This window comes from Cyclobacterium plantarum (assembly GCF_011290685.1).
GTDB lineage: Bacteria > Bacteroidota > Bacteroidia > Cytophagales > Cyclobacteriaceae > Cyclobacterium > Cyclobacterium plantarum.
In genome coordinates this window covers 308025-327194 of the sequence record NZ_JAANYN010000001.1, presented here as the reverse complement: position 1 = coordinate 327194, position 19170 = coordinate 308025, and the positions used below count along the sequence as shown (strand labels likewise).

Below are 19170 nucleotides of genomic sequence, written 5' to 3'. Positions count from 1 at the left end.
AGAAGATTAACCCTGCCTTCTGGCTTGGAATGTAACTGGAATACCGATTTTTTTTTCAATAAACCCATTTGATCAGCGTAAAAGCCGCTAACCACAATAAAAGGATCGCCATAAGATTCAACCATATCCCCACTTTCATCATTTCCTTGATACGGATAAAGCCACTGGAAAACAATATGGCATTTGGAGGAGTGGAAATGGGCAGCATAAAAGCAAAACTACTGGCCATGGTCACGGGTATGGCAAATACCAACACTTCTTCCCCCATACCATCTGCTATGGCCATGACTACCGGTAGAAAAATGGTGACGAGTGCCACATTACTCATTACTTCTGTCAAAAACAAAGAAACAGCTGTAAGGGCAAGTACCAAAAGGGCCACTGAAAGCAGTTGGTTATCGGCAATGTAAACCCCAATTCCCTGAATGATTCCTGCTGCCTCCATGCTTTTGGCCAGGGTCATCCCTCCACCAAAAAGCAATAAAATCCCCCATGGCAGCCGCTGCATGCTTTTCCAATTTAGCAGTTTTGCCCCTTTATAATCTGAAGCCGGCACAAGAAACATCAGGATTCCTCCTGACATGGCAATAAGGGTGTCATTCAACAGCGGGGATGGGAGTATTTGGTTGATCGGGTTTCTGAAAATCCAAAGCAGGGCAGTTAGGATGAGAACTCCGGCAGTTCTGGTTTCTGCAGACCTGACAGGTCCCAGGGCATGCAATTGCTCCTGTATCACTTCGGCCGACCCGGCCAAATTGCCCAACCTGCTGGGGTATAATATTTTTACCAGAAGCACAAACATAAACAGCATCATGAAAGCAGCAACTGGCAAACCTACCAAAAGCCATCGGTTAAAATCGAGAGAGAAATCATATAACTCCTGCATGTAACCCACCAAAACGACATTGGGTGGTGTTCCAATGATGGTGATCACCCCTCCAATATTTGCTGAGTAGGCAATACCCAGCATCAACGCAAAGGCAAAATTGGAAAAGCCTTTTTCTCTGGCCAAAGAAGGGTTATTGGCCTCAATCAGCTGTACAATCGACATGGCAATGGGCAGCATCATCACCGCAGTGGCAGTATTGCTGATCCACATGCTCAGAAATACGGTAGCCAGGTAGAACCCCAAAATGATGCCATCGGGCCTGGTACCGGTGATTTTGATCAGGTTCAGTGCAATGCGCAGGTGTAATTTGTTCTTTTCCATGGCCAGGGCAATGATAAACCCTCCCATAAAAAGATAAATAATGGGATTGGAGTAAGGGGCCGTGGCTTCAGCCATGTCAAAAATACCCAGCAAGGGTAATAAAATCATGGGCAGCAGTGCGGTTACAGGAATGGGCACTGCCTCTGTCACCCACCAGCAAAGCATCCAGGCCGCCAGCGCCAAAACCTTTGTGGCAGGTCCTGATTCCCATGATAGCAGAAAGGCAGCAAACAACACCATCAAAAAAATGAAAGGTCCCAGAAAAAGCCCCAAAAAAGAAGAAGGATTTAGATTTTCTTTATTTGTTGACAAGTTCATCTCAGGATGTTGTTTGTTGTAAAAACCTAAAATAAAGGGATTTTTCAAGAACTCAGAAAATTTTTCCCAATTATGATCCTGAAACCTGCAGAGGTCAGGCAGAGTTAAGCCATAATGGTTAGGTATTCATTGTGAAGGGACTGAATTCTAAAAAAGCCTTTTTTGTTTCAGGGATTTCAGATTACCTTCGTGCTTTTAAAGAAATTGTGAAGCAATCGAATTATGAGAACCTGGTTTTTGTGTAAAGTAAAGTATGCCAAAGAAAACGAGCAGGGCCTGCTCAAAAATGTATCTGAGCAATACCTGGTAGATGCCGTTTCTTTCACCGAGGCCGAAGCCAGAATATATGACATGTTAGGCAGCGTGATCAGAGGGGATTTTCAGGTGACCAGCATAGGCAAAAGTAATATCGTAGATGTGTTTTTTTACGAAGATGTAGATGTTTGGCACAAATGCAAGATCACCTATATAGTGGCAGATGCGGATAGTGGGAAGGAAAAAAAGGTCACACAATACATGCTGGTCACAGCTCATCATGTCAAGGAAGCCTACGAGCGGATCTATGAAAGCCTGAACAACATGCTGGTCAGCTTCAATGTACCTGAAGTAACAGAAAGCCCTATTGTGGAAATATTTCCTTACGAAAAAGACGATGAGGAGCTTAATCCAGCTATTCCTGATAACCTGAAGCCGGTGGAAAATACCAAACAGGATCAGGAAGAGGAAGACAATCAATGAGTGAATAAAAGGACCTTTTGCACCCATTTAAAAATTAATCGATCCATTTCATGTTACTTTGCGTAAATTACTTACCCAAAGGCCTGATTGAATCCAAACAATTAATTAAACCTTAATTCAAATTTTTGGGTTTCAATGACATATTCTTTTCTACATTAGGTCATTTTATTAACTTGCATTTTGAAACTAATAAATACATCAAATCCAGCATGAAGGGGGTGGCGTACAGAGGGATGAATGTCATGGTGAGATTCCATATGACCACTTAAAGACAATTATAATCACATGAAATCGAGCATGACGAAAACGTCACACAGTGGGATGATTATCATAGCGAGATTCCCAGTCCGACTGGCGTCAGCCGGGCGGGCATCTGACCATAAAAAATCAAATTATAAACAGATGAAAGCACTCTTATTCCTTTTTATAAGTTTTTTGTTCACTGCCGGCATTTCACATGCCCAGGATGACAGAACAGACAGGTTGGGGATCGGGATTGGACCCGCCAAAATGTACGGTGATAACACGGGCGTACACAGTAAGTTCAAATTTAAAGTACTTCCTGTTTTATCCCTCGATTACAACAAAAAGATTGAAACCAACTTCGATGTTAAGGCAACATTAGGATGGCAGATGGTGAATAGTGGAGATTTTTACAATACCGAACAAATAGACAAAATCGCTGAATCCAATTTACCTCATGCTTTTAGGGGAAACATATATTATGCAGATGTCATGCCTGTATATCACATTAATCCAAATCAGAGTGGATACCTTCCTTCTTTGATTAAAGTTTATACCGGATTGGGGCTGGGCTATTTTTACTCTCAAAGAACCGATGAAAGATTGATTCTGAATGACCCTTTAAGAAGAACTGAAACTTATTCCGCTTCTGATTCCGGAATTTATCTGCCATTTAGATTGGGAATATACAAAGATCTCCAATCAGATGCTGATATAGGGTTGGAAGCAACTTTAGTGGTGAGTCCTTTTTCTGAATTGGAAGGAAATGATCAGCAACAAAAAAGAATTAAATCCGATATGCTGATGCAATTTCAATTTTTCTACAGGATTTTTATTGGAAAATAATTCTGTGAACTGACAAACAGCCTGCGGATAGGTTAAAAAATTATCATTTGGTATTTAATTTTCATTTAAATTTTTTAAAAAGCCCATATCTGTTTAGATTTAAAAGTTATTGTCTATAGCGATTACTTTATGAAAATCAACAGTTATGTGTTATTTCTTTCTTTGGTTGCGGCTTTGGGAGGATTTTTATTCGGTTTTGATACCGCGGTTATATCAGGAGCCGAAAGGCAGATTCAGGAAGTTTGGAATTTAAGTGACTGGAGCCATGGCCTGGCAGTGGCCATAGCCCTTTACGGCACAGTTATCGGAGCCCTTTTTGGAGGCATACCAGCAGACCGATATGGAAGAAAAACATCGTTGATATGGATAGGTGTCCTGTATTTTGTTTCTGCTTTGGGATCTGCAGTTGCCCCTGAAGTTAATTCCTTTATGTTCTTCCGTTTTATCGGAGGAATAGGGGTTGGAGCTTCTTCTGTGGTAGCCCCCATGTATATCAGCGAAATATCCCCTGCAAAGAACAGGGGACAGCTGGTGGCCTTATTTCAGTTTAACCTTGTTTTTGGGATTTTGGTGGCCTACTTTTCCAACTACCTGATCGATATCAGTATTACCGTCAATAGCTGGCGATGGATGTTGGGCGTAGAAGCCATTCCAGCCTTGATTTATACCCTACTGGTATTGAAGGTACCGCAAAGTCCAAGGTGGCTGATTGCTAAAAAAGATGATTTCGAAACCGCAGAAAAAATACTACAGAGGACTGATCCCGAAGGGGTGGATGAAGCCATCAGGTTAGCCCTTGAAGAGAAAAAATTAACCAGGGTTAAAGTAGGCTTCATGGCGTTATTTCATTCCAAATACATTAAAATTACCATGCTGGCCATATTGATAGCACTTTTCAATCAATTATCAGGGATTAATGCCATCATTTATTTTGCACCAAGGATATTTGAAATGGCAGGCATAAGTGCGGAAAGTGCATTGCTATCCACCGTAGGGATTGGAGCAGTGAATATGGTCGCTACCATGCTTGGCCTTTACTTAATTGACCGCATCGGCAGGAAAAAACTCATGTATATGGGTTCTGTAGGCTATATCATTTCCTTGATATTGATTGCTTATTCTTTTTCCGGAGGACAAATCAGCAGTGCATTTTTACCCATTTTCGTTTTCATGTTTATTGCTTCTCATGCCATTGGTCAGGGAGCTGTAATATGGGTGTTTATTTCTGAGATTTTCCCAAACGAGCTCAGGGCTTACGGGCAATCCATCGGCAGCTTCACGCATTGGATCCTAGCAGCCATCATCGCCAACGTATTTCCGTTACTTGCCAATCAATTCGGTCCGGTAATCATCTTTGGTTTCTTCGCCCTGATGATGGTGCTGCAGTTGTTATGGGTAACTTTCAAAATGCCGGAAACAAAAGGCAGGTCGCTGGAAGAAATTCAAAAAGATTTTATCACAAAAAATGCATAAAAAAATAATCTGTTTCGGAGAAATGCTATGGGATATTTTTCCAAAAGAGAGTATCGCCGGAGGTGCGCCTATGAATGTGGCCCTTCATTTGGCACATCTGGGAATGGATGTTAAAATGATATCTGCCATTGGTGAGGATAAATTGGGCAAGAAATTGCTGTCATTTATTAGAAAATTCGGGCTTTCAGAAGATTTTATTCAAATAAATGCAACTTATCCCACCGGAACGGTGAATGTGGATGACAGGGATAAGGAAAATATAAAATATGAAATAGTTAAACCAGCCGCATGGGATTACATCCTATGGTCTGAAGAAATGGACAAAGCGGTCAGGAATGCAGATGCCTTTATTTTCGGCACTCTAGGGGCGAGAAATGAGACAAGCAAGGCTACACTTGAAAAACTCCTGGAAACACCAGCGCTAAAGGTATTTGACATCAACCTCAGACCGCCATTTTACACTGCAGATTTGTTGGAATACCTGCTGAAAAAGGCGGATATTCTCAAGTTAAACGAGGATGAGCTTACCTTGCTGGCAGATTTTTATGACCTTCCCAATAAGATGGAGGCTGCGCTTGAAAAATTAACAGAACTTTTCGAATTTGACATGATTTGTATCACCTTAGGCAGTAAAGGTGCTGCCATTTACCAGGAGGGTGAAATAATCAGCCATCCGGGATATCCAGTAGCTGTAAAAGATACCGTTGGCTCCGGAGATGCATTTTTAGCAGGTTTTGTGAGCAAATACCTTTCCCGGGAATCGCCGGAAAAAATCCTCGATTTTGCCTGTGCACTGGGCGCTTTGGTGGCTACATTCAGTGGAGGAACTCCGCAGTATAACGAATCGGACATCGGCAAGATAAAGGACCTGTAAACAAAAAACCCGAAAACAATTTAAAAATAAATTTGTCTTCGGGTCTGAATGCATCTTTAGGCAAACCAAAATAGTTGATAAACCTGCAATCCTGGTTTCGTGTTACATCCGAAATATGCATTAGAATTTCTACTGCGGTCTAAAAACACTTTAAAATCAACCACATCACTTCTCATATCGGGTTCAGCTTAATGTTGCCCAAGCCTCAGCCTCCAAAGCGACTGATTTTCTTGCTTCTTAATCCATTCCCGATTTTGTTCGGGAGAGACTGTCAGAAACCCTGATGGCATGAATCGGATTAAAAGCTGATACCTGCGGATAGCTTGAATCCCCTGTTATAGACATCTGCATCAGAATCCTTGAAAACCGGTGTCAGACCTAGGTCGTAACTCGCCTGCAGATTCAAGCCCACAGGTAAGTTATACCCCAATCCAATTACCAATCCTGCATCCAGGTCATTGATGCTTTCCGTTTCCCAGCCATAAGTATTGCCCAATGCATCAGCTTCAAAGGTGGAATTCAATAATAACGACGCCTGAGGACCTACAAAAAAATTTACTCCTTCGGTGGCATAAAATCGAAACAAAACTGGCAAATCCAAATAATTCAACACCGCCCTGGAGTTGACCATGTCGTCATTTTGAGTTCCTTTAACGGAGTAATACAAGCCTGGCTCAATTGAGAACCTATCTCCCAGGAAGCTGTTTCCATAAATTCCGGCATGAAATCCCACCCGATTGGTGTAGTCATTGCTACTGATGTCGGATCCACTCCAATTGAATAAACTGGCTCCTCCACGGATCCCGAATCCTGACTTACTTGTATCATTCTGTGCCTGAACAATGGCCATAGATGAGACAAGCAATGAAAATAATAATACGATCTTTTTCATGGTAAATAATAAGTTGGTTAATCACTTACTACAGGTTACCAATTTGATGCCAAAAATCGCTAGTTCACTGAATCCACATTCAAACCTCTAAAAATGAGCTGAATACATAAATTTAAAAGTTTAATTGGCAATTGCCCAGGATTTTTCAGGAATTACACTACCCTTTTTTCTATATAACTGGAATTTAGTATGGCCAAAGCCCCCATGTATTTAAGGTGAAATTTGATCAGGTCTCCCACCTTGTAATTTTTCGGGTTTTCCCCCAGATTGATGATCAGCATATCTGAACTGGCTCCCAGTATCTCAAAATCCCCATCTCCTGCAATCAGGTATTTGGGATCTACATCCAATAATCCCAGGTCCAAAATGGCTCGAAAGGAAGATTTTCCATACAAAGATTCATCTATCTCTGCCACCTCTCCCTGCGGATTTGTGGCCAGGCTTCCTGTAGGAAGCAGGGGTTTTTCCTGCATTTCAATGATCTCTGTAAACAATTCAAAAACATTCGGATTCATCCCTTCAATGGTCTTTTCCTCAAATAGGTCTGCTCCAAAATACAATGTCTCACCTACCCTGAAGTGATTGACGCCTTTGGGGAGCTGTTGGTGCAGCATCAGTGGAATTGTCACGGAAGTACCTGCTGATACCCAGGGGATTTTCTTATTGAATTTTAGTTCTATGATCTGTTTGTAAAGAGAAAGTTGAATAAGTTTGTCTGCTGAAGGCATCACCCCATTCAAACAATTGAGATTGGTACCCAATCCGATTACTTCAAGATTTGGCAGGTCAAAAACCTTGGCATAAAAATCAATCAAATGGTCACCCATGACACCCTCCCTGAGGTCGCCCGTCTCTACCATAATGATTATTTTGTGTTTTTTATCCTGTTTGACTGCTTCTTCACTGATCCACCGTATGGTATTCAATTCGCTGTTCAGACTTACATCAGCGTACCGAACCATATCCGAAATATTCCTCTTGGAAGGAGGTTTGATATAAACCGTTTGAACACTGGGATTTATTTCCTTCACCTTTGCAAGATTACTGATCCGGGAGTCATGAATCTCATCGGCCCCCATATCAATCAACTCTTTGATATATTTTCTATTACCGCAGAGAATTTTAGAAACCACTCCCCAGGACACATCATTATCATCGAATTCTTTTTTCAAAAATTCGAAGTTTTCCCTTAGCTTATCACGATATAGGTTTAGAAACGCCATTTTATTTTTTTAGTCTCATTTCAAGATATTTGTTTGTAAACCCCAGTTTCTCATAAAGAAATTTAGCGGGATTATCCGGCTCAACATGTAAAGCGATGTCACCATGAGCCATATCTATTGCTGTTTGCATCAATTTTTTTCCTAATCCTTTCCCCCTCTGAGAAGCATCAACAGCTATGTAAACGAGGATATTTTCAGGAATATAGCCCGACATTCCGGTTTTATTTACGACTACAGTCCCAACGATCTTGCCCTCTTCTCTGGCCATCACGACGAATCCCCCTTTATCCCCGGCCTGGTCCAGGGCGTAATCCAGGCAACGCATGATATGCGTCTTAGGATCGCCGTATTGATCCAAATGTTGGAATAAAAAATCAGCTATTTCGTTTTTTTGTAAATAGGTGGCATTATCAATTGCTGAAAGTGTTTCAATAGTAGACATTTACCTTATATTTTGTTATTTAATATGTAACTTACTTTCGTAGCTTATAAACAAGCAAAAACACTGCTAAAGATGAAAAAACCCCGAAAAAGTTGGGATCCAGACCAAATGGCAGGTTCAGGTCAAACATGGATAGCCCGGCAGTGATGCCTCCCCCGATGATCATTGAGGCCATGGCAGCCACAGGGGACCGCATATTCCAGAAAAGTCCTGCTATGATGGGTACCAGTAAGCCTGACACCATAAAAGCATAGGAATACAACATCAATTCCAAAACATTTGTCATTTGAATGGCAATGACCAGGGCCAACGCACCAATAATTAAGGTAAATAACTGACTCATTCGCATGACAAAGCCGTCATTTTTTGTTTTCAGGTATCTCCCGAATATATCCGTGGTGAGGTTTCCGGAAGCTGCCATCAGACAGGAATCAGCAGTAGACAGCACTGCGGAAAAATAAGCAGACATCATCAAACCCATGATTCCTGGTGGCAATACAGTGCTCAATAATATGGGAAGCCCCATCTCTGGATCCAGGTCGTCCTGACTGACTGCAATAAGCCCCTGCTCAAATGCAACCTTGGCCAAAAGTCCTAATGAGACACCCATGAAGGCCATGATGGGCCACTCGAATAATCCGGCAATAAACCAGGCCTTTTTAGCAGATTTGACATCTGTACTGGCAAAAATCCGTTGATACAAAGTCATTCCCACAAACCAAATGGGTAAAATCGTAATCCCCCAATTGGCCAGGTCTTGCCAACGCAGATTGGCCAGGGAAAAATATTCAGCCGGCAATGTTTCTCTAATGGCTTCCCAACCTCCAACATGAAAATAAGAAACCGGAAGACCAATAAAAATAAACCCAGCCATAAGGACAATCCATTGAACCGTATCGGTATAAATGACGGCCTTTAGTCCTCCCAAGACAGTATAGACCACAGCAATAATTCCCATGATCAAAAGAGCTACATTGAGATCCAGTGGTTTGAAAGTCCCTGCCGCTAATTTGGCGCCCGCCAAAAGCTGAGAAGAGGTGAATCCAAGGTAGCCGACAAAACAAATGACCGCAGCCAGAATTCCCACCTTCCTGTCAAAAATGTGTTGAAAAATCTGTGGTAGGGTATAAAATTTTTCAAAGTCCGGGTTGGATCTAACCCTTGGAATGAGCAACACGGCAGCCATCCATGCGCCCAACAGTCCGGTAAACAACATCCAACTGCCGGACAAACCCATCAAAAAACCTAATCCGCCCAGCCCTACAGAAAAACCTCCACCAACATCTGTGGCTACTACAGAAAGTCCTATGTGCCAACTTCCTATGTTTCTACCGCCTACGTAATAGTCATCTTGTCCGGAATTTTTCCTCATGAAATAAAACCCTACCCCGAGCATCAAAATCATGTAAACTATGAAAATAGATAAATCTATATAAGACATTTTTCTTTGGTTAGGTCTATAAATTGCTTCTTATGAAAACAATAAAATTTTAAAAATCCTAATCCTGAGCAAAATGATAGCTAGGAAAAAGGCTGGACACACTCAGAATGGGATAAAAAAAAGACCGGAATTCCGGTCTTTTAAAGTATTTATTGAGTTTTCAGACATTCTCCGTGCTCAGAGATGCTGAGAAATATTCCCTGTTCATCCTCGCGATGTTGCTCAGTTTGATTTCTTTCGGACATTCAGCGGAACATGCTCCGGTATTGGTACATGCGCCAAAACCCTCTTTGTCCATTTGGGCAACCATTTTCTCTGCTCTTTCTCTTTTCTCCACTTTACCCTGTGGCAATAAAGCCAACTGAGAAATTTTTGCTGATACAAACAACATGGCAGAGGCATTTTTGCAGGCAGCCACGCAGGCTCCACAACCAATGCAGGTTGCGGCATCAAAGGATTCGTCAGCTATCACTTTAGGTATGGGTATTTCATTGGCATCAGGAACGCCCCCTGTATTGACTGACACATATCCTCCTGACTGGATGATCCGGTCAAATGAACTTCTGTCTACGACCAAATCCTTTACAATGGGAAAGGCATTGGCACGCCAGGGTTCGATGGTGATGGTGTCTCCATCCTTAAAAGACCGCATGTGTAACTGGCATGTGGTCGTTTGATGGGGTCCATGGGGCTGTCCGTTGATATAAAGGGAGCACATTCCGCAAATACCCTCACGACAGTCATGGTCGAAATGTACCGGATCTTCACCTTTGTCGGAAAGATCCTCATTCAGCACATCCAACATTTCCAAAAAAGACATGTCAGCAGAAATCCCACTAATTTTATATGTTTTAAAACCACCCTTTTCAGATGGATTTCTTTGTCTCCAAACTTTTAAAGTAAGGTTCATTTTTTATGAATTTTAGGTTACAATCAATTATTTGTAGCTTCTTTGGGTTAGTTTGACATTTTCAAATACCAGCTCTTCTTTGTGCAAAACTTCATCTTTACCATCTCCCTGGTATTCCCAGGCAGCTACATATGCAAAATTTTCATCATCCCGCAAAGCTTCGCCTTCAGGTGTCTGGTATTCATCCCGGAAATGACCTCCACAGGACTCATTTCGGTGTAAGGCATCATCAATCATCAACTCGCCCAACTCCAGAAAGTCAGCTACCCTATGCGCTTTTTCAAGGGATAAGTTTAACTCTTCTCCGGTCCCCAGCACTTTTACATTGGACCAGAATTCTTCCTTCAGTGACCGTATCATTTCTTTTGCTTTGGTAAGGCCTGCTGCATTTCTGGCCATCCCGCAGTGATTCCACATGATCTTTCCCAGCTTTTTGTGAAAGTGGTCAACTGTTTTGTCTCCATTTATGGTAAGCAGTTGTTTTACCCTTGCTTTTACTTCTTCCTCTGCTTTTTTAAATTCGGGATGATCTTCGGCAATTTTTTCATAAGGTAAATTGGCCAAATAATCTCCAACGGTATAAGGAGCAACGAAATAGCCATCAGCCAAACCCTGCATGAGGGCAGAAGCCCCCAGACGGTTGGCTCCATGATCTGAAAAATTAGCCTCACCAAGTGCATAAAGTCCGGGAACAGATGTCATCAGGTTATAATCTACCCAAAGCCCCCCCATGGTATAATGTACCGCGGGATAAATCTTCATTGGTGTTTGGTAAGGATTTTCGCCGGTAATTTGTTGATACATATCAAAAAGATTACCATACTTACCCCTTACAGCATCCTCACCATCCCTCTTAATGGCATCCCGAAAATCCAAAAAAACAGCCTCCCCGGTTTCATTTACACCCCGGCCTTCATCACATACATATTTGGCGTTTCTGGAAGCCACATCCCTGGGTACAAGGTTACCGAATGAAGGATATTTGGTTTCCAGATAATAATCGCGTTCTTCTTCTTTAATATCTTTTGGTGCAATTTCCTTTTTCCTGAGCTTTTCTGCCATTTCCCGGGTTTTTGGAACCCAAACCCGGCCATCATTTCTTAAAGACTCCGACATCAAGGTCAGTTTTGATTGATGGTCTCCGGAAACAGGAATACATGTTGGGTGAATCTGTGTATAGCAGGGGTTGCTGAAAAAAGCTCCCTTTTTATGTGCCCTCCATGCTGCGGTCACATTGGAACCCATGGCATTGGTAGAAAGAAAAAACACATTCCCATACCCCCCGGTACAAAGCAATACCGCATGGGCACTATGTGATTCAATGGCTCCGGTGATAAGGTTTCGGGTAATGATTCCCCTGGCCTTACCATCTACAACCACTACATCCATCATCTCTGTCCTGGGATATAACTTTACCTTTCCGTTTGCTACCTGTCTGCTAAGTGCAGAATAAGCACCGAGCAACAACTGCTGTCCGGTTTGGCCACGGGCATAAAAAGTCCGGGATACCTGAGCTCCCCCAAAAGACCTGTTGGCCAATAGACCGCCATACTCCCGGGCAAAAGGAACTCCCTGTGCTACGCATTGATCGATGATATTTACCGATACCTCCGCCAATCTGAAAACATTACCTTCTCTGGACCGATAATCACCTCCTTTAATGGTATCATAAAACAACCGGAAAACAGAATCTCCATCATTCTGGTAATTTTTTGCTGCATTGATGCCCCCCTGAGCCGCAATGGAATGGGCCCTTCGGGGACTGTCCTGGAAACAAAATGCCTTTACATTGTATCCCAACTCCGCAAGTGAAGCAGCAGCAGAGGCCCCCGCAAGGCCGGTTCCAACCACAATAATTTCATATTTTCTTTTATTGGCAGGATTGACCAATTTTACATTAAATTTATGCTTGGTCCACTTCTCAGCCAAAGGACCACTGGGTATTTTTGAATCAAGTTTCATTAATATTCAAATTTAAATTCCCTTTATTTTCTATTTTCAGTCAGTTAATTGCTTTGTAAAAACATGACTATTGGTATCAAGGCAAATAAGGCAGGAACGATGATGGCAAAGCCTATTCCCAGTTTTTGGATAAAAGGTGTATATTTTTTATGGTTTACACCCAATGTTTGAAATGCGCTGGAAAATCCATGAGACAGATGGAAAGCCAAAACTGCCATACTGAACACATAAAAGATCACGTAAATAATATTTCCAAATGCTGCCGAAACGATAGCAAAACCATCTTTGTAGGTTACCCCATCGTAAGTGACATAAGGCATTTCACCAAACTTAAATTCATACCAAAAACCCCTCAAATGGATCAGGATAAAAATCAAGATTAAAGACCCAAGAATTCCCATGTTTCTGGAACTCCAGGTGCTGTTGGCAGAGCTCTTGGTAACGGCATAGCCCACCGGGCGGGATTTTTTGTTGTATCTTGTAAGGATGGCGGAATAAATTGCGTGCAAAGCTATGAAACCAAAATTCACAATACCTACTATCCTGATCAACGGATTACTTGCCATGGTTTCAGCGTAAATATTGAAGGATTTTCCCCCATCAGGAATCAGCAATTGTAAATTCCCCGCTAAATGGACCACTAAAAACAAAATCAGAAATAATCCCGTAAGGGCCATTAACAATTTTTTGCCCAGTGTACTATTTAAGGTTTTAAATACCCAACTCATATAATTTTTTATTATTATGGTTTGATCAAAGTTATTTATTAAAGCCAAATTTACATTTGGAATCAATAGCAAACAATCAAACCATAATCAATGCTCTTATTTTAAATAGTTCTAAATAAATGTATCTCTTTTTCAAAAAATCTAACCAAAGCAACACGGGCTTTGTTCATTAAAATCAATAAACATCCGGAAAGTGAAATTAAAAGGTAACAGTAACGGTATAACAAGTTAAATCCATTCTTGAGATACTGTTACCCAACAAAATAAACAATCAGAAAATAGTATGCTGCAAGGAGCGTTAACAGAAAACAGGTCTGATTCAGGTTCCCTTTCCAACTATCTGCTTAAATAAATTTTCAAAGAAAATGAAATATTCCTAATAAAGATATAATTTAGGGTAACCATTGAAAAAACAAAAACGTTTTGTTGTTAGGCATAGTTGTATTGGGGTAAAGCAGACTACAATTTTAACAAATCCTTCTGAGCGCATTGTAGTTCAAAAGGCAGAAATAAATGCGAAACTTGAAATCAAGCATGGAGCAAGCGACACAGAAAGGGAGGATTATGCAATATGCCGGGTTCTACCGAATCAATTTCAGGAAAATTGATTCGGAGCAGGTTGGGACAGGTTATCCTTACCTTTATTGCGGAACAAGATTTGGCCGCTAAAAGACAATTATAAATTTATGAAATACTGTTATTTTCTTTTGGGGTTACTCGGCATAATGATCGCCTCAATTTCTACCACCTGGGCTACCCACATCAGAGCCGGGGAGATTATTGCTGAAAGAATTTCTACTCAAACCTTAACGTATAAAATTACTGTGGTGGGATATACAGATACCCGTTCCACGGTAATATTTGGTCCTGGGGAAATTGATTTTGGAGATGGCCGAAAAGAAGTCTTAAATACTGAAAGTGATTTTAATGTAACAGAAAGTCTCGGCGACAACATAGAAAAGAATATTTTCGTGATTACGCATACCTATCAGGGACCTGGTAATTACACCATTCGTTTTATGGAGTTCAACCGGAATGCCAATACCTTAAACATGGATCAATCGGTGGATACGCCGTTTTACATTGAAACGATGATCAGAATTGATCCTTTTTTGGGAGTCAATAATTCTCCCATACTGACCATCGCTCCTGTGGACAATGGGGCTGTGAACCAAACCTATATCCATAATCCCGGAGCTTACGATCCGGATGGAGACAGCTTGGCTTATGTGCTGGATGTCCCAAAACAAGCTTTTCAAAGGGAAGTAAACAACTACAGAAGCCCGGCTTCCGGGGAATTCAGTTTCACCAGGCAGGATGGCACGACTCCCCCGTTTCTTGAACTTGATCCGGTGACCGGAGATTTAGTCTGGGACGCACCAGGCATTGCAGGTCAGTACAATGTGGCCTTTCGGATAGAGGAGTGGCGGTTTGTTGCAGGAGAATGGGTCCGCATAGGATACGTATTGAGGGATATGCAGATCATAATAGAAAATACCGATAACCGAAGGCCCGAATTAATCATGCCAGATGATATTTGTGTAGAGGCCGGAACCAATATTACCGAGATATTTCAAGGCTTTGATCCGGATGGAGATCCTATCATGATCGAAGTGTTTGGTGACCCTATTGAAATCACCTCTTCTCCTGCTGCTTATAATCCTGAATCCATTTTCCAGCCTTCTCCCGGAATCATCAACTTTGAATGGCAAACCATATGTAACCATGTTCGGGCAAGAAATTATCAGGTAAGGGTACGTATCCGGGACCAACCCCAATCAGGGCCTTCCCTTGTTGATATTCAAACCTGGAACATTACTATAGTGGCACCACCGCCAGTTCCCTTTGCCATTGAGCAGCAACAGGGAAGATCTGCTGAACTGGAATGGGACCCGTATATCTGTTCCAATGGGGCAGAAAACATGCAGGTATGGCGTAGGATCAATAGCGATCCCTATGAACCGGATTCCTGTGAAACCGGTATAAGACCCGGTTATGAATTGGTAGGCACTACCAATATAGAAGAAATTAGTTTCATCGACACCAATGAGGATATGGGACTTAGTCCGGGTAACACCTATTGTTACCGATTGGTGGCAGCCTTCCCAGCTCCAAGAAGTGGAGAAAGTTATGTTTCTGAAGAAATTTGCATCACTGTAGATGTGGATGTCCCGATCATTACCAATGTAAGTGTAGAGAATACTGATCCTGAGTCGGGAGAAATGCTTGTAAGATGGACACCTCCTTACGATATTGACACCGACCTTTATCCAGGGCCTTATTCTTATGAATTGATTCGAAACCAGGGATTTATGGGCCAGAGCAATACCACTTCCCTGATTACCACTTCTGATACGGTATTTACAGATACAGATTTGAACACAGAAAATCTGGTTTATAATTACAAAGTAATCCTGATTTCGGAGGATGAAAAAATTGATACAAGCAGCATTGCCTCCTCAGTTAGGGTAGAACCTACCATTATCAACGAAGCCATTGAGCTCAATTGGAGTTTTAACGTTCCCTGGAACAATGAAGTCAGTTCTTTCCCCCATTTGGTTTACAGAAACAGGACTGACCCGGAGGCAAATGACACTGAAAATTTTAGCCTGATTGCTGAAGTAAATGTTACCCAGGAGGGATTTGTCTATCTGGATGATGGAAGCCACAATGGAATTCCATTGGATACAGAAAAGGAATATTGTTATTACATTGTAACCAATGGCAATTATAACCTGGATATTTTAACTTATCCTTTGGCCAATAAATCACAGGTGGTTTGTGCCAGGCCTGATGATGACCGCCTTCCCTGTCCGCCTGTATTGACCTATGACGGACCTGAATGTGAAGCTTTTCTGGCAGACAAACCCTGTAATTTCAGTGATTTTTATCATGATCTAAGCTGGGAGCCAGATTTCTCCGGCAATTGTGATACCGAACTCAATGGTTACCGGATCTACTTTTCCGAAACAGGGGAGGAAGGAACTTTTAATCTTGTAAGCAATGTTTCCGTCATCAATACGGATACCCGGATCGATGGATTGTTAGAGTTAAAAGGCTGTTATTATATTACAGCGATTGACAGGTCGGGCAACGAAAGTGAACCGAGCAATATCGTTTGCGTGGATAATTGTCCCAATTATGAGCTTCCAAATGTATTTACCCCTGATGGAGACAATATCAATGAAACCTTTCAGGCTTTTGACAATCCTTATGACAAATGCCCGAGGTTTGTTGAAGCTGTGGACATAAATATTTACAACCGATGGGGTGTAAAAGTACACCAGTACAATAGCACTCTGGCTGCGGAGAATAACATTTATATCAACTGGGATGGACGAGACACCGAGGGCAATTTACTTCCCTCAGGTACCTATTATTATGAGGCGACCATCCAATTCAATGTACTGGATGAAAGCCAACGGCAAAGAAAAATAAAAGGGACCATTCAGCTGATGAAATGACCCAGCAATTTAATGGGTTTTTTGAACCCTTAAATGGATAATAAATCGAGACTGAGGAGAGCGATCCTCAAAGAAGTGATTACCATTGTGAGACTCCTCCGAATCAATTTCCCGAAATCGGTTACGGCAGGCCGGGACGGGCTATTCGGGACTCCGTTGCGGTGGAAGTTATGGCCTTAAAAATGATTGTGTAGACAAAAATGATTTTTGAAATAATTTAAGCGAGTAAAACAATAAATATTAATTATGAGAGCCCACACTAAAACGACCCAGGATAGCTTAAGCCCCGAAGGGGCATTGACCATTTTAAAGGAAGGCAATGAGCGGTTTCTTAAAAACCTCAGGACCAACAGGAATCTGCTTCAAATGGTGAATGAAACCAGGGATGGACAGTGGCCATTTGCAGTAGTATTAAGCTGTATTGACTCCCGGACTTCAGCAGAGTTGATTTTTGACCAGGGATTAGGGGATATTTTCAGCGCCAGAGTAGCTGGGAATGTGGTCAACGAAGACATTTTAGGTAGCATGGAGTATGCCATAAAATATGCAGGATCAAAGTTGGTGCTGGTGCTTGGTCATACCAAGTGCGGCGCAGTAACAAGTGCCTGTAAAAAAGTCAAAGATGGGAATATTACGGCATTATTACATAAAATAAAGCCCGCAATTGACAGGGCATCTAAAGAGACCCGGGCCGAGGTAGATAGTCCGGAGTTCATTGAAAAAGTGGCTGAATTGAATGTATTTGAAGCCATGGATGAAATCAGGGAAAGAAGTACCATTATCAATGGTCTTGAAAAAGAAGGTAAAATCAAAGTGGTTGGTGCGGTGTATGATGTAGAAACCGGCCTGGTTACTTTTTTTGAAGATTAGCAATACCCAAAAAGGTGAACAGATAAGGCAGGGAAACCCATGGTTTCAACCTGCCTTATTTTTTTGCTTATATTTGGAGGTTGAACCAACAAAAACATCTTTTTATCATGGTAGCTTATGTATTTCCGGGCCAGGGAGCCCAATTTCCCGGTATGGGAAAAGATCTTTACGAAAACAGGTCTGAAGCCAAAAAATTATTTGATCAAGCCAATGAGATTTTAGGTTTCAAAATAACAGACATCATGTTTGAAGGCACAGCTGAAGCCCTGAAGCAAACCAATGTCACCCAACCCGCAGTATTTCTTCATTCTGTTATTGCAGCACTCACTTCAGAGACTTTCCATCCCGATATGGTGGCAGGTCATTCATTGGGTGAGTTTTCCGCATTGGTAGCCAATGGGGTACTAAAATTTGAAGATGGACTGCAGCTCGTACACCATAGAGCCCTTGCCATGCAAGAGGCTTGCGAAATCAACCCCTCTACCATGGCGGCAATACTGGGCCTTGAGGATGAGCAGGTGGAAACCATCTGCGCCTCCATCACAGACCAGATAGTGGTGCCCGCCAATTACAACTGTCCCGGCCAGTTGGTCATATCAGGCAGTCTGGAAGGCATACAAATCGCCTGTGAAAAAATGAAAGCAGCAGGGGCAAAAAGGGCCCTTCCCTTACCTGTTGGAGGAGCATTTCACTCTCCGCTAATGGAACCTGCCAGGGTGAAGCTTGAAACGGCCATCAACAATACCACATTCTCCGCACCTATTTGTCCGGTTTACCAGAATGTAAGCAGTGCGGCGGTATTGGATATTGCAACCATCAAAGAAAACCTGAATGCCCAATTGACTGCTCCTGTAAAATGGACCCAATCTGTACAAAACATGGTTAAAGATGGTGCCTTAAAATTCATTGAATGTGGGCCAGGAAAAGTCCTTCAGGGATTGGTCAAGAAAATTCATAAGGAAGCAGAAGTAGGTGCCCTGGAATGATGCGCCAGATTAACCGTCAGACACTGGTCTGACGGTTAATCGGTCTTCACATCTCTCTAGTAATTCACGGTGAGTTAATTTATTTACAGGGTGTTGTTCCTCAGGCAAAATCTCTGCCAATGGGATTAAAATAAAATTCCTGGAAAGCATCAGCCTGTGAGGCACCTGAAGCCGGTCTGTCTGAATGATGCTATTATCAAAATATAGGATATCAATATCCATGGTCCTGTCTCCCCATTTCAAAACCCTTTTTCTCCCCAATCGGTTTTCTATTTCCTGAATAAAGTCCAATGTTGACTCTGCATCCATGGAAGTGTGCAAAACAAGTACTTGATTGAGAAATGCTGCCTCTGAATTCCCACCCCAGGCTGCAGTCTCATAGATTTGAGAAGCATGGAGCAGTTTCATTTCCCTAACCAGTAATTCCAGTGCTTTCCTGATTAAAGCAAGCCTGTCTCCCACATTTCCGCCCAAACTCAAAACCACCCTGTGCATAGCAAATTTTATTGTTCCGAAATACCCCAGTTTTATCAAAAATAGGTTAATTTTG

The 19170-nt window shown here is 42.0% G+C and carries 17 protein-coding genes; 8 read left to right on the top strand and 9 right to left on the bottom strand.

Annotated elements, in window-relative coordinates; all coding sequences use genetic code 11:
- Positions 1-55: 55 nt before the first annotated feature.
- A complete protein-coding gene (locus G9Q97_RS01380) occupies positions 56-1528 on the bottom strand; it encodes an SLC13 family permease (RefSeq protein WP_166142395.1) in 1473 nt (490 codons plus the stop codon).
- 222 nt (positions 1529-1750) lie between these two features.
- Here G9Q97_RS01380 and G9Q97_RS01375 point away from each other — a divergent pair, with 222 nt between their 5' ends.
- From G9Q97_RS01375 to G9Q97_RS01360, 4 genes are all read left to right on the top strand, one after another.
- Positions 1751-2266, top strand: a complete 516-nt coding sequence (locus tag G9Q97_RS01375; protein WP_166142393.1) for a DUF4494 domain-containing protein — start codon at positions 1751-1753, stop codon at positions 2264-2266.
- Positions 2267-2668: 402 nt separating this feature from the next.
- Positions 2669-3355, top strand: coding sequence for a hypothetical protein (locus G9Q97_RS01370; RefSeq protein WP_166142391.1), 687 nt, complete (start codon positions 2669-2671; stop codon positions 3353-3355).
- A 129-nt stretch (positions 3356-3484) separates the two neighbouring features.
- The gene (locus G9Q97_RS01365) at positions 3485-4828 is read left to right on the top strand and encodes a sugar porter family MFS transporter (RefSeq protein WP_166142389.1); all 1344 of its coding nucleotides are present in this window, start codon (positions 3485-3487) and stop codon (positions 4826-4828) included.
- The gene (locus tag G9Q97_RS01360) at positions 4821-5702 is read left to right on the top strand and encodes a carbohydrate kinase family protein (RefSeq protein WP_166142387.1); all 882 of its coding nucleotides are present in this window, start codon (positions 4821-4823) and stop codon (positions 5700-5702) included. The genes G9Q97_RS01365 and G9Q97_RS01360 overlap by 8 nt, the downstream gene beginning before the upstream one ends.
- Positions 5703-6000: 298 nt before the next feature.
- On the opposite strand, the gene G9Q97_RS01355 is transcribed toward G9Q97_RS01360, so the two are convergent.
- The 7 genes from G9Q97_RS01355 to G9Q97_RS01325 form a co-directional block, all read right to left on the bottom strand.
- Positions 6001-6594, bottom strand: a complete 594-nt coding sequence (locus G9Q97_RS01355) for a porin family protein (protein ID WP_166142385.1) — start codon at positions 6592-6594, stop codon at positions 6001-6003.
- Between the two features lie 152 nt (positions 6595-6746).
- Positions 6747-7817: an alanine racemase gene (locus tag G9Q97_RS01350; protein ID WP_166142383.1), complete on the bottom strand. Its 1071-nt coding sequence runs from the start codon at positions 7815-7817 to the stop codon at positions 6747-6749.
- Between the two features lies 1 nt (position 7818).
- Positions 7819-8259, bottom strand: a complete 441-nt coding sequence (locus G9Q97_RS01345) for a GNAT family N-acetyltransferase (protein ID WP_166142381.1) — start codon at positions 8257-8259, stop codon at positions 7819-7821.
- Positions 8260-8290: 31 nt separating this feature from the next.
- Entirely contained in the window at positions 8291-9700 is a 1410-nt protein-coding gene (locus G9Q97_RS01340) for a sodium:solute symporter family protein (protein WP_166142379.1), read from the bottom strand.
- Positions 9701-9860: 160 nt separating this feature from the next.
- Positions 9861-10610 (bottom strand): succinate dehydrogenase/fumarate reductase iron-sulfur subunit, encoded by a 750-nt coding sequence (locus tag G9Q97_RS01335; protein ID WP_166142377.1) that lies wholly within the window; start codon positions 10608-10610, stop codon positions 9861-9863.
- A gap of 27 nt (positions 10611-10637) precedes the next feature.
- Complete coding sequence (locus G9Q97_RS01330; protein ID WP_166142375.1) at positions 10638-12572, bottom strand: fumarate reductase/succinate dehydrogenase flavoprotein subunit; 1935 nt, start codon at positions 12570-12572, stop codon at positions 10638-10640.
- 44 nt (positions 12573-12616) lie between these two features.
- On the bottom strand, positions 12617-13300 hold the full coding sequence (locus G9Q97_RS01325; protein WP_166142373.1) for a succinate dehydrogenase cytochrome b subunit: 684 nt from the start codon (positions 13298-13300) through the stop codon (positions 12617-12619).
- 404 nt (positions 13301-13704) lie between these two features.
- Between G9Q97_RS01325 and G9Q97_RS24735 the strand changes: the two genes are divergently transcribed.
- The 4 genes from G9Q97_RS24735 to fabD all read left to right on the top strand — a co-directional run bounded on the left by G9Q97_RS24735 (position 13705) and on the right by fabD (position 18620).
- Complete coding sequence (locus tag G9Q97_RS24735; RefSeq protein ID WP_222851889.1) at positions 13705-13908, top strand: hypothetical protein; 204 nt, start codon at positions 13705-13707, stop codon at positions 13906-13908.
- A 78-nt stretch (positions 13909-13986) separates the two neighbouring features.
- Positions 13987-16764, top strand: a complete 2778-nt coding sequence (locus G9Q97_RS01320) for a T9SS type B sorting domain-containing protein (RefSeq protein WP_166142371.1) — start codon at positions 13987-13989, stop codon at positions 16762-16764.
- 246 nt (positions 16765-17010) lie between these two features.
- Entirely contained in the window at positions 17011-17634 is a 624-nt protein-coding gene (locus G9Q97_RS01315; protein ID WP_166142369.1) for a carbonic anhydrase family protein, read from the top strand.
- Between the two features lie 107 nt (positions 17635-17741).
- Entirely contained in the window at positions 17742-18620 is an 879-nt protein-coding gene (fabD, locus tag G9Q97_RS01310; protein ID WP_166142367.1) for an ACP S-malonyltransferase, read from the top strand.
- Between the two features lie 9 nt (positions 18621-18629).
- On the opposite strand, the gene folK is transcribed toward fabD, so the two are convergent.
- Positions 18630-19115 carry a 2-amino-4-hydroxy-6-hydroxymethyldihydropteridine diphosphokinase gene (gene folK, locus G9Q97_RS01305; RefSeq protein WP_166142365.1) on the bottom strand — a complete coding sequence of 162 codons (486 nt, stop codon included), beginning with the start codon at positions 19113-19115 and terminating at the stop codon, positions 18630-18632.
- Positions 19116-19170: the final 55 nt, after the last annotated feature.

Bases quoted from the DNA above. Each gene is read 5' to 3' on its own strand.
- G9Q97_RS01380 (WP_166142395.1), bottom strand. From the start codon at position 1,528: ATGAACTTGTCAACAAATAAAGAAAATCTAAATCCTTCTTCTTTTTTG.
- G9Q97_RS01375 (WP_166142393.1), top strand. From the start codon at position 1,751: ATGAGAACCTGGTTTTTGTGTAAAGTAAAGTATGCCAAAGAAAACGAG.
- G9Q97_RS01370 (WP_166142391.1), top strand. From the start codon at position 2,669: ATGAAAGCACTCTTATTCCTTTTTATAAGTTTTTTGTTCACTGCCGGC.
- G9Q97_RS01365 (WP_166142389.1), top strand. From the start codon at position 3,485: ATGAAAATCAACAGTTATGTGTTATTTCTTTCTTTGGTTGCGGCTTTG.
- G9Q97_RS01360 (WP_166142387.1), top strand. From the start codon at position 4,821: ATGCATAAAAAAATAATCTGTTTCGGAGAAATGCTATGGGATATTTTT.
- G9Q97_RS01355 (WP_166142385.1), bottom strand. From the start codon at position 6,594: ATGAAAAAGATCGTATTATTATTTTCATTGCTTGTCTCATCTATGGCC.
- G9Q97_RS01350 (WP_166142383.1), bottom strand. From the start codon at position 7,817: ATGGCGTTTCTAAACCTATATCGTGATAAGCTAAGGGAAAACTTCGAA.
- G9Q97_RS01345 (WP_166142381.1), bottom strand. From the start codon at position 8,259: ATGTCTACTATTGAAACACTTTCAGCAATTGATAATGCCACCTATTTA.
- G9Q97_RS01340 (WP_166142379.1), bottom strand. From the start codon at position 9,700: ATGTCTTATATAGATTTATCTATTTTCATAGTTTACATGATTTTGATG.
- G9Q97_RS01335 (WP_166142377.1), bottom strand. From the start codon at position 10,610: ATGAACCTTACTTTAAAAGTTTGGAGACAAAGAAATCCATCTGAAAAG.
- G9Q97_RS01330 (WP_166142375.1), bottom strand. From the start codon at position 12,572: ATGAAACTTGATTCAAAAATACCCAGTGGTCCTTTGGCTGAGAAGTGG.
- G9Q97_RS01325 (WP_166142373.1), bottom strand. From the start codon at position 13,300: ATGAGTTGGGTATTTAAAACCTTAAATAGTACACTGGGCAAAAAATTG.
- G9Q97_RS01320 (WP_166142371.1), top strand. From the start codon at position 13,987: ATGAAATACTGTTATTTTCTTTTGGGGTTACTCGGCATAATGATCGCC.
- G9Q97_RS01315 (WP_166142369.1), top strand. From the start codon at position 17,011: ATGAGAGCCCACACTAAAACGACCCAGGATAGCTTAAGCCCCGAAGGG.
- fabD (WP_166142367.1), top strand. From the start codon at position 17,742: ATGGTAGCTTATGTATTTCCGGGCCAGGGAGCCCAATTTCCCGGTATG.
- folK (WP_166142365.1), bottom strand. From the start codon at position 19,115: ATGCACAGGGTGGTTTTGAGTTTGGGCGGAAATGTGGGAGACAGGCTT.